At 71.0% G+C, this 14,937-nt stretch carries 15 protein-coding genes; 7 read left to right on the plus strand and 8 right to left on the minus strand.

The features are described from left to right. Window positions 1-193 precede the first annotated feature (193 nt). The 6 genes from Q0309_RS13340 to Q0309_RS13365 all read right to left on the minus strand — a co-directional run bounded on the left by Q0309_RS13340 (window position 194) and on the right by Q0309_RS13365 (window position 3,294). On the minus strand, window positions 194-361 hold the full coding sequence (locus Q0309_RS13340) for a hypothetical protein (protein WP_299441903.1): 168 nt from the start codon (window positions 359-361) through the stop codon (window positions 194-196). Beyond that, on the minus strand, window positions 351-662 hold the full coding sequence (locus Q0309_RS13345) for a nucleotidyltransferase domain-containing protein (protein WP_299441906.1): 312 nt from the start codon (window positions 660-662) through the stop codon (window positions 351-353). The genes Q0309_RS13340 and Q0309_RS13345 overlap by 11 nt, the downstream gene beginning before the upstream one ends. Before the next feature lie 20 nt (window positions 663-682). Further along, window positions 683-871, minus strand: a complete 189-nt coding sequence (locus tag Q0309_RS13350) for a DUF2283 domain-containing protein (protein WP_299441909.1) — start codon at window positions 869-871, stop codon at window positions 683-685. Continuing rightward, entirely contained in the window at window positions 868-1,110 is a 243-nt protein-coding gene (locus Q0309_RS13355; protein ID WP_299441912.1) for a DUF4258 domain-containing protein, read from the minus strand. The genes Q0309_RS13350 and Q0309_RS13355 overlap by 4 nt, the downstream gene beginning before the upstream one ends. 639 nt (window positions 1,111-1,749) lie before the next feature. Continuing rightward, window positions 1,750-1,920 carry a hypothetical protein gene (locus Q0309_RS13360; RefSeq protein WP_299441915.1) on the minus strand — a complete coding sequence of 57 codons (171 nt, stop codon included), beginning with the start codon at window positions 1,918-1,920 and terminating at the stop codon, window positions 1,750-1,752. A 27-nt stretch (window positions 1,921-1,947) separates the two neighbouring features. Beyond that, window positions 1,948-3,294 carry a hypothetical protein gene (locus Q0309_RS13365; protein ID WP_299441918.1) on the minus strand — a complete coding sequence of 449 codons (1,347 nt, stop codon included), beginning with the start codon at window positions 3,292-3,294 and terminating at the stop codon, window positions 1,948-1,950. A gap of 276 nt (window positions 3,295-3,570) precedes the next feature. Between Q0309_RS13365 and Q0309_RS13370 the strand changes: the two genes are divergently transcribed. The 5 genes from Q0309_RS13370 (at window position 3,571) to Q0309_RS13390 (ending at window position 10,549) form a co-directional block, all read left to right on the plus strand. Continuing rightward, window positions 3,571-4,107: a type II toxin-antitoxin system RatA family toxin gene (locus Q0309_RS13370; protein ID WP_299441921.1), complete on the plus strand. Its 537-nt coding sequence runs from the start codon at window positions 3,571-3,573 to the stop codon at window positions 4,105-4,107. Window positions 4,108-4,246: 139 nt separating this feature from the next. Further along, window positions 4,247-5,044 carry a rhodoquinone biosynthesis methyltransferase RquA gene (gene rquA / locus Q0309_RS13375; protein WP_299441924.1) on the plus strand — a complete coding sequence of 266 codons (798 nt, stop codon included), beginning with the start codon at window positions 4,247-4,249 and terminating at the stop codon, window positions 5,042-5,044. Between the two features lie 133 nt (window positions 5,045-5,177). Continuing rightward, complete coding sequence (locus Q0309_RS13380; RefSeq protein ID WP_299441927.1) at window positions 5,178-8,081, plus strand: hypothetical protein; 2,904 nt, start codon at window positions 5,178-5,180, stop codon at window positions 8,079-8,081. Between the two features lie 96 nt (window positions 8,082-8,177). Then, window positions 8,178-9,299 (plus strand): NAD(P)/FAD-dependent oxidoreductase, encoded by a 1,122-nt coding sequence (locus tag Q0309_RS13385; protein WP_299441930.1) that lies wholly within the window; start codon window positions 8,178-8,180, stop codon window positions 9,297-9,299. After that, window positions 9,296-10,549: a hypothetical protein gene (locus Q0309_RS13390; RefSeq protein WP_299441933.1), complete on the plus strand. Its 1,254-nt coding sequence runs from the start codon at window positions 9,296-9,298 to the stop codon at window positions 10,547-10,549. Before Q0309_RS13385 ends, Q0309_RS13390 begins: the two co-directional genes overlap by 4 nt. 371 nt (window positions 10,550-10,920) lie before the next feature. On the opposite strand, the gene Q0309_RS13395 is transcribed toward Q0309_RS13390, so the two are convergent. Beyond that, complete coding sequence (locus Q0309_RS13395; protein ID WP_299441936.1) at window positions 10,921-12,135, minus strand: MltA domain-containing protein; 1,215 nt, start codon at window positions 12,133-12,135, stop codon at window positions 10,921-10,923. An 89-nt stretch (window positions 12,136-12,224) separates the two neighbouring features. Further along, complete coding sequence (locus Q0309_RS13400; protein WP_299441940.1) at window positions 12,225-12,935, minus strand: Tim44/TimA family putative adaptor protein; 711 nt, start codon at window positions 12,933-12,935, stop codon at window positions 12,225-12,227. 425 nt (window positions 12,936-13,360) lie between these two features. Here Q0309_RS13400 and Q0309_RS13405 point away from each other — a divergent pair, with 425 nt between their 5' ends. Both Q0309_RS13405 and Q0309_RS13410 read left to right on the plus strand, forming a co-directional pair. Further along, entirely contained in the window at window positions 13,361-13,918 is a 558-nt protein-coding gene (locus tag Q0309_RS13405) for an FxsA family protein (protein ID WP_299441943.1), read from the plus strand. 32 nt (window positions 13,919-13,950) lie between these two features. Further along, window positions 13,951-14,922 carry an Hsp33 family molecular chaperone HslO gene (locus Q0309_RS13410; protein ID WP_299441946.1) on the plus strand — a complete coding sequence of 324 codons (972 nt, stop codon included), beginning with the start codon at window positions 13,951-13,953 and terminating at the stop codon, window positions 14,920-14,922. The last annotated feature ends 15 nt before the right edge of the window (window positions 14,923-14,937 follow it).

A 14,937-nucleotide genomic window follows, 5' to 3' on the forward strand; every position in this document is an offset into this window, starting at 1 on the left:
CTCGTTCGCCGGCCGCTTGGTCTTGCCTTTTCCCGAGAACCCTCCGCCCCTGTCGGGGGGTGCCTTTGTGTCTTGGTGGTGCTTCCATCCGGACGGCCGGAACGTGAACCACCAAGACACAAAGACACCACGGCGGCGGCTCGATCCTGCCCGGCTGGCGGGCGACGCCCCGCCCCCGCAAGAACCGCCCCGGTCAGGGGTGAGCGTCGGGCGGTCCGGACTCCTCCAGCAGCCGATCAACGGCCGCCTGAATCAGGTCATCCCGCGCGTAGGTCTCTGCGTTCACGCCATCCATGAATCGGCTGATCGCCTCGGCGGCCTGCTGGATGTCCCACAGGAGAACCCGCGCGTCACGCCGCATAGACGAGCGCCCTTGACCGATCAATGGCAGCGCGCAGGTACGGATTGCGCAGGGCGGTCTCTTCCACAAGGTCAACGGGCCGACCCAGTTCCCTCTCCAGCGCCTCTTTCAGGCCGAAGAACTGCTCCAGGGCCGTGAGGTCCGGCCGGGACGCCAACGCCACACGGAAATCCGCATCGCTGGTGGCGGGATCAAAATCCTCACTCCCGGCGGCGGACCCGAACACCTCCAGGCGCACCACGCCATAGCGATGGCAGAGCGCGGCAATGGCCTCGCGGTTGTCGATGATGGCGGCGTGCATGGTGGCCCTCCGTAGTGCCCCTACTCCGCCGCCCTAAGCGCATCCGCGGCCAGACGCGCCTTGGCGTTCAGAAGCTCAATGCCGACGATCCGGTTGTCGGCGTCGTAGTCGAACACGACACCGGGGGAGACCTCCTCGGACTCCGCCGTGGGGCGGTCGGAGAGGGTCACGTACAGCGCGTCAACCTTGGGGTCATAGGCGGTCTTCATCGCTGGGCTCTCCGATCAAGGAAGGCGGTGATCACCAGGATATCATCGCCATCGGGCCGATGAACAACCCTGAGAACACGACCACCGACGTCCGGAATGACCCGGAAGGACCGGGTGAGAGACGGGTCGCCTGGGTCCGGTTCAGTGCGGTCGGGGTCCAGAATGGTCAACTCAACCCACGACCGCCGCAGTTGGCGCCTGAGGATGGCTTTTTCCGCGTGGGCAGAAAGGACAATCACGCCGGACCTGTGCCTTGTATGGCCCAGCCAAGGTCCGCGCCCCGACTGGCCCCCCTCACCGCCGCGCAGAGGACCGCCACGCCAGGATCACCACGACAATCCCGAACAGCAGCACCAGTCCCATGCCGGCGAAGGCCGCTTGTGTAAACGTCATCAGTCGTCCTCCATGGCCAGGAGAATCGCGGACAGAGTCTGGCAACCCACCACAGGAACGCGCCCGCCAGGACGACCGGGGACCCGGACGAGTACCCCAGAACACCAAGCGCGATGCCACCGAAGGTCGAGACCTTTCGGAGCTCGGAGGCGATGGTGTGCCGAACTTCCTGATTGAAGCGCAGTCTCATCGGTGTCCGGGTCCCCCGCGCCTTGATACAAGCTAGGCGATGAGCGCTTGCCGATCAAGACAACGGCCCACACCCTTCCGCCACCCCATGCGCCACCGGTTCGGCCGGGTGACCAACGCTCTGTGTCCTCTGTGCCTCTGTGGTGTTTCTTTCCGGTCGGTCGTGCGGGGTTTCACCACAGAGACACAAAGAGCACAGAGACGGCGGCTCGATCCCGCGCGGCCGGCACGCCCCGGCCCCGGCACGACACGGTTCGGGGCCTGGCAGGCGGGCGACGCCCCGTCCCCACATGGCGTCAGGCGGACATCACCCGGCCCTTCGGGTCCGGGATCGGCCGGCCCATGGCCTCGGCCTGTTCGATCCACGCGGCGATGACGCGCTGGGCGTTGGCGACGGCCTCCTCATAGCGATGCGGCGGGATGCGCCTTCGGCGCGAACCCGCCCTACGCTCTACTGCCTCCGGCAAACCCGGGGCGATTCACACGTCGGCGCCCTACGCCCGCAGGCGCTGGAAGGCGACCACGCGGCCCGACAGGTCGTCCGCCGCCAGACGTCGCGCCTGGGCGTCATAGGCCTGGTGCAGCAGGTCGCGCACGCGGTCGGCGGCCCCGGGGGGGCCGACCGACTCGAACACCCCCAGCGCCTCGCGCAGGGCCTCGACGGCCTCGGATTCGCTGTCCGGCGGGGCGGGATCGGCGGTCAGCAGCGCCGCCCCCAGGGCGGCCCGCGCCCACGCCCACGCCTCGCTGTCCTCGTGCGGCGGCACCACCTCCAGCACGGCGCGGATCGCTCCGGCGCCGCCGCCGGGTCGCGCCGTCCGGTCCCGCAGCACGGCCTTCATGGCCTCCATCAGCACGCCCCGCCGCGCCGGTTCGGTCTCCGGCGACCACACCCAGGCGACCGCCGTCAGGGCCGACAGGGCGGCGTCCAGCGCGCCCGCGTCGCCGTCGCGGCGCGCCACGCGCCACAACGCCCGGGCCAGGGTGACATGGACGGCGCAATAGGTGTCCGGCATGGTGTAGGGAGACAGCCGCGCGGCGGCGGCCCGATAGGCCGCCACCACGGCGTCGAGCCGTGCCGCCCCCAGCGTGGCCGGCCGGCTCTCGGGGTGCTCGGGCAGGGCCAGGACCGCGTCCGCCCAGTCGACCCTCGCCAGGGCGATCAGGTCGCGCGGCCAGGTCGCCGCCAGCGCGTCGAGTCCGGTCTCCATCAGCCTCACCGCCCGTGCCAGGCGTACCGGATCGCCGCTCAGCAGCCCGTGCGCGCGTTGCGCCAACCCCAGCGCCAGACGGTACCCCTGCAGCATCTCGCCGGCCGGCGCCCGCTCTTCCAGCAGCAGCGCCTCGGCCCGGACAAGGGCGCGCGCCAGCGCCCGCCGGTGGTCGGCGCGGCGCCGCTCCGGCATGGCGGCGGACGGCGTGACCGCCGCCAGGACCAGGGTGTGCAGCAGGTGGGCCGCGCCTTCCGACAGGGGCATGGTCACCTGGATCGTCGACCACGGATGCAGGCCCAGGGGGTCCTCGGCCGTGCGGCGCGGGCGCGCCCCGACCACGGACAGCCGCAGGACGTCACCGGCCCGCTGGCCCCAGATCAGCGCGTCGGCGCCGTACTCGGTCAACCAGGCCCGCCCCACGGACTGCGTGCGGGACAGCAGGGACACAAGCCCGCCATCGCGCCGCAGGGTGGCGGTGGGGCTGCCGGGCAGCAGGCGGGCGCGCAGGCCCTCGCGCCGGCGCACGGCGTGCCAGACGGCGTTGGCGGCCAGCCCGCCGTCGGCCCCGTTGACGCCGTCCAGCGGGCAGACCAGGACCGTGATGATTCGCCCGGGTCGGCGCGACAAACCCCATCGCGCTCCGGATCGTCCGTGCCATGGCATCGACGACTCGTCTCCGGTGATGGGCCCGGTTTCGGCCCTAATGTTTGGTTCCACGGCGCCTGTTCGGTGGATCGTCGGGGGCGATCCGACGGTCCCGCGTGTGGCAATTCGGCCTATGGGTCCCACAAAATCATGAATTTCCGATGAAGCGGCGGTTTACCGTGCGACTGCGAACAGGCATCATGCGGCCCGGCCGCGCCGGCATTGGAGGCTCGCCGCGCGGCGCCTTGGAGCAAGCGTATGAGACAGTCCGTGCAGCGGGTCGTCCCGCATGAACGGGACCGGGTGTTCGATCTGGTCGCGGATGTGGAGGCCTACCCCTCGTTCCTGCCGCTGTGGAAGACGGCCCGGATCATCGACCGCACCGCCGACGGATACCGAACCCGGCAGAGCCTCGGCATCGGTCCGGCCACGCTCGATTTCACGTCGACCACGGCGGTCACGCCCCCGGACCGCATCGTCGTTACCGCCCGCGACGGCCCCATGCGCGACCTGCGCATGGTGTGGACCTTCGAGGAGGTCGGCCCCGGGCAATGCCGGGTGAGCCTTGACCTTGTGGTTGAAGTCCGCAGCCGGATCCTTCAGAAGCTTCTTCAGGCCACGTACGGAGAGATGGCGCCGCGTCTGGTGTCGAATTTCGAGGCCCGAGCCCGCGCCGTTGCCCGCGGCGAGGTCGAGCCACCACCTTCGGGCGCCCCCGCTGGCGGGTCCGCGTCCCCGTCGACGGCGCCGTCCGTGACCGACAACCGCCGCCGGTTAAGCGAGGGGAAACGGTGAGCGGTCCATCATTCATCATCGTGGCGCGAACACCGTTTACGCCCCGTGTGCTCCTCCCCGGTCCGCCCGACGTCTCTCGGGCCGGCTCCGGTCCTTGTCGTCTCGTTTCGTGTGCGTCAACACTCTTTAGGACAGGTCCATGAACAAACCCCAAGCGGTCGCGCCCGAGTTCCCGCGCGGTCCCCTGCCGGACGACCCGACAATCGTGCCGGCCTCGCGCCCGATGCCCGTCGATGCCAATCGTCCGGCCCCGGTTCCGGTCCCCGCCATTCCGGAGTACCTGAGCCGGGTCTACACCTGGGCGTACCTCACGCCCGCCTACAGTCGCTTCCTCGACACCTCGCTGGTCGTGTCGGCGATCCTGTGGGGCAACATGAACCGGCTGATGCGGGCCGGCTTCTCGGAGTTCAAGCCGGGCCAGACCGTGTTGCAGCCGGCCTGTGTGTACGGCACGTTCTCGCGGAAGCTCGCCGAGGTCCTGGGGCCGAGCGGCACCCTGCACGTGACCGACGTGGCCACCAACCAGATCGAGACCTGCCGCAAGAAGCTGGCCGACCATCCCACCGCCCGCATCGGCCTGGCCGACGCGGCGGAACCGCGTGACCGCGATTACGACGGCGTGTGCTGTTTCTTCCTGCTGCACGAGGTGCCGGAGGACTACAAGCATCGCATCGTCAAGAGCCTGCTGGACGCCACCCGGCCGGGCGGCAAGACGGTGTTCGTGGACTACCACGGCCCGCACTGGGCGCATCCGTTGCGGCCGATCATGCTGGCGGTCTGGCGCCTGCTGGAGCCGTTTGCCATCGCCCTGAGCAAGAACGAGATCGCCTCCTACGCGCCGCCGGCCCTGGCCCGGCAGTTCACCTGGCGCAAGGAGACCTACTTCGGCGGGCTCTACCAGAAGGTCGTGGCGACCCGGGTGGTCGCGGGCACCTGACGGCGGCCGCGAGCGGGCAGGATAGGCGACGTTTTTTGACTCGGGACTCAAGATTCCCTAATAACCTGTTGGAATCTTGACTCATCCGCAGTACCTTGTATCGAGAGTCTCTCGACAGCAAGGGCGAGTCGCCATGGCTACCCGCGAAATCGATCCGGACGAGGACCTCCGGGGCGCCGATGCGATCCGGACGGACACGGACCCCAAACGCCGCGCGCGGGCGCCACGGCTGATTGCCGACAACGACCGGCCGGCCGCGCCGGAGGTGGCGGCCGACGATGACGACGCGGATCAGGGCGCCGCGCCTCGGGCTGCCGCGCGCCACGCCGACGGCGCGGCGGCCATGGACCTGCCGCCGCTGCCGCCGGATCCGCCGCTGACCCTGCCGCACAGCGTCGAGTGGCGCTCGTGGATCGCCGCCGGGTTCTCGCTGTTCTGGCTCGCCTTCTTCGGCTTCTACGTCCAGCAGAGCGTGGGCTGGACCAACCTGTTCATGCTGCTGCCGCATGAGTTCGCCGGTTTCGCCGCCGGCGGGCTGATTCCCGTGGCCCTGGCCTGGGCGCTGGTGGCGGTGTTCTCGCGCGATGGCCGCTATGGCCGCGAGGCGCTGATCCTGCGCGACCAGTTGCGCCGGCTGTCCTACCCCACCGACACGGCGCGCGGCCAGATGAACGAGGTCGCCCAGTCACTCACCGAACAGGCGCGGCTGTTGACCGACTCCTCGCGCCAAGCCCTGGCCGAGGCCCGGCAGGTGCGCGACGGCCTGCGCAACGAGGTGGTGGCACTGAGTTCGCTGGCCGACAAGTTCCGCGAGGATATCGCCCAGGTCATCCGCGACACCGAAAGCCAGGTCTACGGCCTGGAGGACGCCACGGAGCGCGCCGTCAGCCGCGCCCGCGATGCCGGCCAGACGCTGGAACGCCAGACCGGGACCCTGAGCGAGACCACCGACAAGATGTTGGCCCAGACCCGGACGCTGGACGAAAGCCTGCGCAAGCATGTGCAGGACCTGACCCTGGTCGGCCAGCAGGCGCGTGAGCATGGCAGTTCCCTGCACGCCGTCAACGACGGCATGACCCGCGCGCTCCGCGAGGGCCGCACGCTCAGCGAGGAGATGTCCACCCTGCTGAAGGAGATGGACCAGCACATCGGCGGCCAACACCAGCACGTCGAGGACCTGCGCGGGCGCTGGGAAAAGACCAGCCAGGCCGCACAGGAGGCCATGGCCCAGCGCTCGCAGGGGATCGACCAGGTCAGCGAACGCCTGCTCAGCCGCACCCAGGTGATCGAAAGCACCATCGGCCGCCAGACCGATGCCCTGATGAGCGCCTCCGATCAGGCCATGTCCCGTCTGAAGGAGATGGAAGGCCTCTTCACCCGCCGGGTGCAGAGCATGAACACCGCCGTCGACGAGGCCACCGGCAAGCTGTCGGATGCCTCGCTGATGGTGGCCCAGCGCGGGCAGGAGGCGGAAACCGCCACGCGCTCGGCCACCAACACGCTGGAACGCGCCGCCGGCACCCTCGACGACATGCTGCGCGCCCTGACCGCCGCCGTGCAGCGCGCCGAAAGCCGCGCCCGCGACGCCGGCGCGGCGGTCAAGGAGCAGGCCGAGGGCCTGGAGGCGCATACCACCGAGGCCGGCCGTCAGGCCGAGGCGATCCGCGAGGCGATCACGGCCCAGGGCGAGGCCCTGGCCGACGGGGCGCGGCTCATCGGCCAGCAACTCGACCTGGTCCAAAGCGGCCTGAGCCAGCACGCGCGCCACCTGGGCGACGCCGCGAATTCCGCCGCCGGCCGTATCAGCGAGACGGTGGAGGCCCTGCGCCAGCGCCTGACCGACCTGTCCGGCATCTCCGGTCAGGTCAACCGGGAACTCGAAAGCGTGGGCACCAATCTCGTCCAGCACGCCGAAACGCTGGAATCCACCGGGGCGCGCACGGTCGCCCATACGCGCACGGCTGCCGAGGCGGTCCGCGCCGAGACTCAGGCCCTGCAGGACCTCGTCGCCAAGGTTCACGGCGCCCTGGCGGGGCTGGAACAGACCCTGGCCGAGCGCGTCGAGGCGGTCGACCGGGCCGCGTCGGGTGCCGACGAACGCCTGACGGCGACAGCCGAGGTGATCGAGGGCAAGGTGCGGGTGCTGAACGACGGCTCCGAACAGGCGTCGGTGGCCTTGACCGGCGTTGCCAGCCTGCTTGACGACCGTTCGGACCATCTGGAGACGATCATCGGCCGTTCCGTGACCCGCATGACCGACCTGGGCGGCGCGCTCGACCAGCACGCCCGCCAGTTCGAGGAGATCACCGGGCGCGGCCTGTCACAGGCGACCGTGGCCGGCAACCGGCTGCGCCAGTCCACCGACGGCATCCAGGCCGCCGCCGAAAAGGCCGCCGAGACCGTGCGCGGCGCCGCCACGCTGCTGGGCGGCTCGCTGGAGGAGGCGGACGAGCGGGCGCGCGACTTGGTGCCTGTACTGGAACGCGCCGTGGCCAGCATCCGCCAGGAGGCCGATACCCTGGCCCTGTCCGGCGACAAGGTCTCGGACACCACGCGCCGGCTGGGCGCCGAGTTCCTGCGTCATGCACAGATCCTGGTGGAGGCCGCCGACAAGGCCGAGCAGCGCGCCGGGCTGCTGCGGACCGAGGTGGAGCAGGCGCAGATCGGCACCTTCCTGCACCAGGCCAGCGTCATGATCGAACGCCTGGAAAGCGTCGCCGTGGACATCGCCCGCATCTTCAACCCGGTACGCGACGAGGAACTGTGGCGGCGTTACCAGAAAGGCGACCACGGCGTCTTTCTGCGCCACCTGGCGCGCGTCATGACCGTCAAGCAGCACGGCGCCGTGCGCGAGGTGTTCGACAACGACCGCGAGTTCCGCGGGTACGTCACCCAGTTCGTCACCGACTACGAAAGCCTGCTGGAACAGGCCCACCAGACCGCGCGGGCCGACATCCTGACGGCGCTGTTCATCGGTTCCGACCTGGGCAAGGTCTATCTGGTTCTGGCCAAGGCGCTCGGCCGACTGGAGGAATAGAGTGGCCACACGGCCGGTCCGTTGGCATAGTCCTCGGCGTTCGGGTCGAGGCCGCCGGTGCGCGGCGCCACCGGGCGAGGCACCTAGACAGCGCACATGAGCACACCGGAGACAGTCGAGCGGGTGGTGATCGGGGCCGGGGTGGTCGGCTTGGCGGTCGCGCGCGCGCTGGCGCTGGCGGGGCGCGAAGTGATCCTTCTTGAGGCCGCCGACGCCTTTGGCACAGAAACCTCCTCGCGCAACAGCGAGGTCATCCACGCTGGCGTGTACTACCCCGAAGGCAGCCTGAAGGCGCGCCTGTGCGTGCAAGGCCGCCGGATGCTGTACGCCTATCTGGCCGAGCGCGGCCTGCCGCACGACCGCTGCGGCAAGCTGATCGTCGCCAGCCGCGCTGGCGGCGCGCCGGAAATCGCGGCGCTGCGCGGCGTTCAGGCCCGCGCGGCGGCGGCCGGCGTGGACCTGCCCTGGCTGTCCGGTGCCGAGGCCATGGCGCTGGAACCGGGCGGGCTGGACTGCGTCGCCGCGCTGGAGTCGCCCGAAACGGGGATCCTGGACAGCCATGCCCTGATGTTGTCGCTGCTGGGCGACGCCGAGGCGGCGGGCACGGTGCTGGCGCTGCGCAGTCCCGTGGTTGGCGGACGCGCCCTCGACGGCGGCGGGGTGGAGCTGGACGTGGGCGGCGCCGCCCCCATGCGGCTGCGGGCGCGGGGGGTGGTCAACTGCGCTGGCCTGGGCGCCCGCGCGGTGGGCCTGTCGATCGCGGGGGTCCCACCCGAGACCGTGCCGCCGCTGCATCTGGCGCGCGGGGTCTATTTCAGCCTGAGCGGCAAGGCCCCGTTCCGCCGCCTGATCTATCCGGTGCCGGGGCCGGCCAGCCTGGGGCTGCACTATACCCGCGACCTGGGCGGCCAGGGGCGCTTCGGTCCGGACGTGGAGTGGATCGACCGCATCGACTACACGGTGGACCCGGGCCGCGCCGCGCTGTTCGTCGACGGCATCCGGCGCTACTGGCCGGGCCTGCCCGACGGCGCCCTGGCGCCCGCCTATGCGGGAATCCGCCCAAAGGTGCAGGCGCCTGGCACACCCGCGCACGATTTCGTGCTATTGTCCCCACGCGAGACGCGCGTTCCCGGCTATACGGCCCTGCACGGCATCGAGAGCCCGGGCCTGACGTCCTGTCTCGCCATTGCCGACTGTGTGGCGGAGTGGACCGCATGACCTGTCTGTTCGCACGATATGCCCTTGTCCTGCTGGCGCTGGCCTTGATGGCGGGGACGGCGCCGCGCGCCGCCTCCGCCGCCGACGCGACGGCCGAGGCGCCGAGCACCCAGCGCCTGATGGAGCAGTTGCGCGACCTCGGCCTGGCCCCGGAACAGGAGGGCATGGACCCCCAGGGCCTGTACGACTCGCTGGGCGACCGGCCCGGCCTGCTGGACCTGCTGCGCCAGGAACGTGAGGCCCGCGAGGCGGAGCGCAACAAGGGCGAGGATCCGGGCGAGCCGCTGCTGTCCCTGCCCCAGCCCCTGATCCCCGACGTGCGGGCCGAACTGCGCGCCATCGTGCAGGAGCTGTCCCGCTACGCCCATGCCCGCGATCCCGGCTTCGCCGTGCTGGCCCGGGGGGGCGCGCCGCTGGCCTTCCGCCACCGCCGCGAGGCCATGCTGGACGCCGCCCGCGCCGCCCACGCCGGCCTGGCCGGCATCAATCCGGACAACCCGGCGGCCGGTGTCGGCGAACCGGACGCGGGGTTCCTGGGCGCCGTGGACGGCGTGGTCATCGATGGTCAGTTCTGCGGCGAGCCGCCGGTCAGCGACGAGGACCTCGCCCGCCTGGCCGACCTGAACGTCGTGCTCGTGTCCATCGACCACTGCGCCAACGACGCGATCGCGGCCGAGGCCCGCCGCCGCGCCCGCGCCGCCGGCGTGCTGATCCATGCCGACACCGACGCGGAGGGCCGCCTGGATACCGTGCCCGAGGGCCGGCCGTGGGGCGAGAACGCCGAGAACATCACCGACCCCCACCAGGCGCGGTCCATCCTGGTCCTGGAGGATGCCTCGGCCTTCGGCGACGTCAGCCTGCTGATCGGTGCCCTGCGCGAGACCAACCACGATATTCTGGTGCTGGACCCGTTCCTGCTTGGCGCGCGCGCCCTGGGCGAGGATCATGTCCGGCAGTTGCGCCACAAGAAGCTGGGCGCGCGCCGCCTGGTGCTGGCCTCGTTCGATGTGGCATACGCTCACAGTGACGCCTACTACTGGGAACCGGGATGGACCCTGGGCACGCCGCGCTGGCTGGCGGCCACCGCGCGGGGGCGGCCGGGCGCCCACTTCACCGAGGTCTGGGATCCGGCCTGGAAGGCCCAGTTGGGCGAGTTCTTCGTCGCCGTCATGGACCTGGGCTTTGATGGGGTCATGCTCGACGGCCTGGACGCCGTCCACCGCTGGGAGCTGATTACGCCCATCAACTGACCGGGGCGGCGCCCCTTTCAACGACAGGTCCCATGCATCTCACCCAGATCATGGCCGGCGCCGCCCACGGCGGCGCCGAGACCTTTTTCTCCACGCTGGCCGTCGCCCTGCAGCAGGACGGCGTCGAAACTGCCGGCCGGGCTGTGGATCCGCGCCGCTCGCCTGGGCGGGTACTACGACCTGAAGTACTACCGGGGCTTCGATCATCTGATCGCCATCATCCCCGGTAACCGCCGCCACATCCTGGACGGCGGCTGGCCGGACCACCGCGTCCACTACATTCCCAATTTCTGCGTCGTCGATGAGACGGCGGGGCCGCGTCCCGCTCCCGCAGCGCCGCGATATGGTCTTCAAGCCACCTCGCCCGGAGCCTACATCATCAGCGGATCGGTGCCCGGCGCGCGCGGCACCAGCAGCCACGTCCGCCCCGGGCTGGCCATGCGCCCGGCCTGCTGGAAGGCCGCCTCGCCGGCGCCCCAGAACACGTCGCCGCGATTGATCCCCTTGATCGCCGACCCGGTGTCCTGCGCCGCCATCAGCCGCCGCAGCGGCCGGCCGCCGGGGTCGGTGGTGGACAGCCACACCAGCGATCCCAGCGGCAGCACCGCCGGGTCCACGGCTAGGCTGCGCAGCGGCGTCAGCGGCACCCCCAGGGCGCCGATCGGTCCGGCGCCGGTGATCTCGCGGAAAAAGATATAGCGGCCGTTCTCGCGCATCAGCGCCCGGCCCTGCTCCGGATGGGCGCGCAGCCACGCCCGGATGGCCGGCATCGAGCGGCCGTCGGCCAGGCCGCGTTCGCTCACCAGCCGCCCGATCCCCACGAACGGTCGACCGTTGTTGGCGGCGTAGCCGATGCGCGTGCCGGTGCCGTCGGGCAGGGTGACCTGTCCCGACCCCTGGATATGCAGGATGTGCAGGTCGACCGGATCGTCGGCCCAGAACAGCACCGGGGCCTTGCCCTCCAAGGCGCCGTCCTCGATCTCGGCGCGGCTGTGGTAGGGGTCGCCAGTGGCGGCGTGGCGGCCCTGCCCGTTCTCGACCGACAAGTCGTCGGGTGGGCCGTACACCGGGAAACGGTACCGCGCATCGGGCGCGCGGGCGGCGTGGATATGCGCCTCGTAGTAGCCGGTGAACAGGCCGTGCGCCGAGGCATCGGTGCTGGTCACGGCATAGGCGCGGAAGCCGCGCTCCAGCGCGGCGCGGAAGGCGTCGGCATCATCGGCCGGAACGCCGTCGAGCCGGCGGCAGGCGGCCTGCCAGTCGCCCACCGATCCGGCCACTGCCCGCAAGGCCGCCGACCCGCGCGGGGCCATCGGCCGGTCGGGCGGCAGGGTGGCCAGCCGCGCGCACGAGCGACTCAGCGCCGGGCGGGCCTCGATCAGACGGTCGCCGGCCCATCCCGGCACGGACTGCAGGGAAACGGGGGTATAGATGGGCTCGGGCGGCGGAACGGGTCGGCGCGGCGCGCAGGACAGGGCCACCAGGCCCAGGACGGCCATCAGCCCCAGCCCGACGGCAACGCTGGCGTGGCGGCGCGTGGCGGCGGGACGCCGCTCCCAAGCCCGCAGCCCGCGTTCGGCGGCCACGGCCAAACGCCGCGCGCGACGGCGCCCCCAGGCCCGAAGCGACGGCGGAACGCGGAGCCTGCGCATGGGCATGGGCCGGGACCGGTTGGTTATTCGTCGTCGGGCGTGCGGGTCGCCACCAGTGTCCAGTTGGGGTCGCGCGAGGTCACGTCACGGGCGAAGGTCCAGATGTCGGTCACGCGGGCGGTGTGCTCGGGGTCGCCGTCCACCACGGCGCCGGTGCGGTCGCGCACGACGTTGACCTGCTCGGAGACGAACTCGACCGTCACGTTCGCCACGGAGCCGTCCATGGCGGCCTCGGTCAGGGTCAGGCTCTTCAGGCCCAGCAGTTCGGTCTCCATGACCTCGCCGGCCGACTCCCGTTCGTCGATGGCGCGGGCGAAGCCGTCATAGACGTCGTCGGACAGCAACGGGCGCAGGGCCTGCTTGTCACCTTTGGCGAAGGCGGCGACGATCATCTCGAACGCCCCACGCGCGCCGCCCAGGAACCCGTCCGGATCAAACCCCGGATCGGCGGCGAGAACATCGTCGAGCCCCGGCACCGAGGACCGGCGACCGCCGGCCCACGGCGACGCGCCCGAGTCGGACTCCTCCGCGTCGTCGTCCTGCGCGCGCCGTCCCGGCAGGTCGATGACATTGTCGTCCCGCGACCGGCCCTCCCCGGGCCGCGCGTCGAACGGCGTGCGTCGCGGCTTTTCGTTGCCGGTCCGCTTGCCCAGGACACTCCGCAGGCGCAGCACCAGAAAGGCCGCGATCATGGCGAAGAAGATGATGTCGATGAACTGGAAACCGTCGCCCATGGTCACTCGAAACTCGCCGTTTGTTCCGACGGCATCGCCGCGCCGTCGAAACGTGATGTGCGCGCGCCCGCGCGAAAAAAGGCGGCCTGGACCCGAGTCCCATGGTCGGGTCCCCAGTGGCGGTCGTCCCCTGGACCTCGGCCGCCCCGGTGGGCTAAACACGACAGGCGGTTAAGGATCGCCGCGCCCAGCGCGTTCCGCTGAACCGGATATCCACCCCCCCAGTGTGAGGGAGCCGGCATCGCCGATCAACCCGCGTCATGCCAGCCGGTGCCGTCTCGGCCCGCGTTTCGATCCTCGCGGATCATCGTCCGCCCAGCCTGCCCGCTAGATAAGGGCGCGCGCGCGCGCGGGCAAGGCGTTTCCCGGCATCGCGTGCGTCCAATCCCCCAATTCCCCTAGAACCCGCGTCAGAGGCCATCACCATGCCCTTTCTCATGCTGCTCGCGTTCATCGGCATCCCCCTGCTGGAAATCGCCGTGTTCATCCAGGTGGGGGGTCTTATCGGCCTCGGTGCCACGCTGGTCCTGGTGGTCCTGACGGCGATCGCCGGCACGCTGCTGTTGCGTGCCCAGGGGCTGTCCACGCTCGGGCGGGCGCGGGCCAGCCTTGATCGGGGCGAGGTGCCGGTGCGCGAGGTGTTCGACGGCGCCTGTCTGCTGGTGGGCGGCGCGTTGCTGCTGACGCCGGGGTTCGTGACCGACACCCTGGGGTTCCTGCTGTTGCTGCCGCCGTTTCGCGGTTTCGTGCTGGAGCGCCTGAAACGCTCCGGCCATCTGCACGTGCAGACGATGGGAGGCTTCGGGACCGCCCCAGGAGGAGGGCCGGGGCCGGGCCGTCCGCCTCAGGGCGGTCCCGGTCCGGTGATCGAGGGCGAATACGAGGACGTCGGGCCGCCCCGCCCGACCCGCTGGAGCGGAGTCGGTCCCGCCGATGACGCGGGCGAGACAAGGGACACGGACGCGGACGCGGATCGGTCCTGAGGCCAACGCACCTCGGTACGTGGGAGTACGGCGTGAGCGATCGACAAACACCTGGGCAAACCCCCTGGGACGACAGCCTGTACGGTTTTCACCTGGCTGGCGGCATGATGCGCGGCCGCCTGGTGCGGCTGGGCGCGGCCCTCGACGACCTATTGGGACGGCACGACTGGCCGCCGGTGGTCGAGGCGCTGCTCGGCCAGACCACCGTGCTGGCGGCGGCCCTGGCCGCCGGTTTGAAGTACGAGGGCGTATTCACCCTGCAGACCAGCAGCGACGGTCCCATTCCCACCCTGATGGCCGACGTCACCAGCACCGGCGACGTGCGCGCCGTTGCCCGCCTGGACCGGGAGCGGCTGGACCCCCTGCTGGCCGCCCACCCCGAGGCGGGTAACGATCCGGCGGCGATCGGCCTGTCGGCGCTGCTCGGCCGAGGGCATGTGGCCTTCACCGTCGACCAGGGGCCGGGCACGGAACGCTACCAGGGCATCACCGAACTGGTGGGCGAGACCCTGGCCGACAGCGTCGCGCATTACTTCCATCAGTCGGAACAGTTGCCCACCGTTCTGCTCGCCGCCGCGCGGCACGATCCCGCGCAAGGGTGGCGCGCCGGCTGCCTGCTGGTGCAGCGGATGCCGCCCGAGGCTGGTGGACGCGACGGCGCCGCCGCCGAGGACGCCTGGGAGACGGCCGGCGTGTTGCTGGGCACGCTGGGGCCGGACGAACTGCTCGACCCCACCCTGACGCCCGATCGCATCGTTCATCGCCTGTTCCACGGCGAGGCGCTGGTGCCGGGCGAGACGCGGCCGCTGCGGTTCGGCTGCCGCTGTTCGCGCGGAAAGGTTGAGGCTGCCCTGTCCCGCTTTTCCCGCGCCGATCTGGAGGCGATGAAACAGGACGACGGGCGGGTCTCCGCGTCTTGCCAATTCTGCGCCGCACACTATACCTTTGAGGACGACGATCTTGATGCCCTGGCCAGTGATCGGGGCGCCCCCGGCGCGGGGTAGTCCCGGAGTCGGCCG

Source organism: uncultured Rhodospira sp. (assembly GCF_937138205.1).
Lineage (GTDB): Bacteria > Pseudomonadota > Alphaproteobacteria > Rhodospirillales > Rhodospirillaceae > Rhodospira.

Coding starts and splice junctions, on each gene's coding strand:
- Q0309_RS13340 (WP_299441903.1), bottom strand. CDS start 361: ATGCGGCGTGACGCGCGGGTTCTCCTGTGGGACATCCAGCAGGCCGCC.
- Q0309_RS13345 (WP_299441906.1), bottom strand. CDS start 662: ATGCACGCCGCCATCATCGACAACCGCGAGGCCATTGCCGCGCTCTGC.
- Q0309_RS13350 (WP_299441909.1), bottom strand. CDS start 871: ATGAAGACCGCCTATGACCCCAAGGTTGACGCGCTGTACGTGACCCTC.
- Q0309_RS13370 (WP_299441921.1), top strand. CDS start 3,571: ATGAGACAGTCCGTGCAGCGGGTCGTCCCGCATGAACGGGACCGGGTG.
- rquA (WP_299441924.1), top strand. CDS start 4,247: ATGAACAAACCCCAAGCGGTCGCGCCCGAGTTCCCGCGCGGTCCCCTG.
- Q0309_RS13380 (WP_299441927.1), top strand. CDS start 5,178: ATGGCTACCCGCGAAATCGATCCGGACGAGGACCTCCGGGGCGCCGAT.
- Q0309_RS13385 (WP_299441930.1), top strand. CDS start 8,178: ATGAGCACACCGGAGACAGTCGAGCGGGTGGTGATCGGGGCCGGGGTG.
- Q0309_RS13390 (WP_299441933.1), top strand. CDS start 9,296: ATGACCTGTCTGTTCGCACGATATGCCCTTGTCCTGCTGGCGCTGGCC.
- Q0309_RS13400 (WP_299441940.1), bottom strand. CDS start 12,935: ATGGGCGACGGTTTCCAGTTCATCGACATCATCTTCTTCGCCATGATC.
- Q0309_RS13405 (WP_299441943.1), top strand. CDS start 13,361: ATGCCCTTTCTCATGCTGCTCGCGTTCATCGGCATCCCCCTGCTGGAA.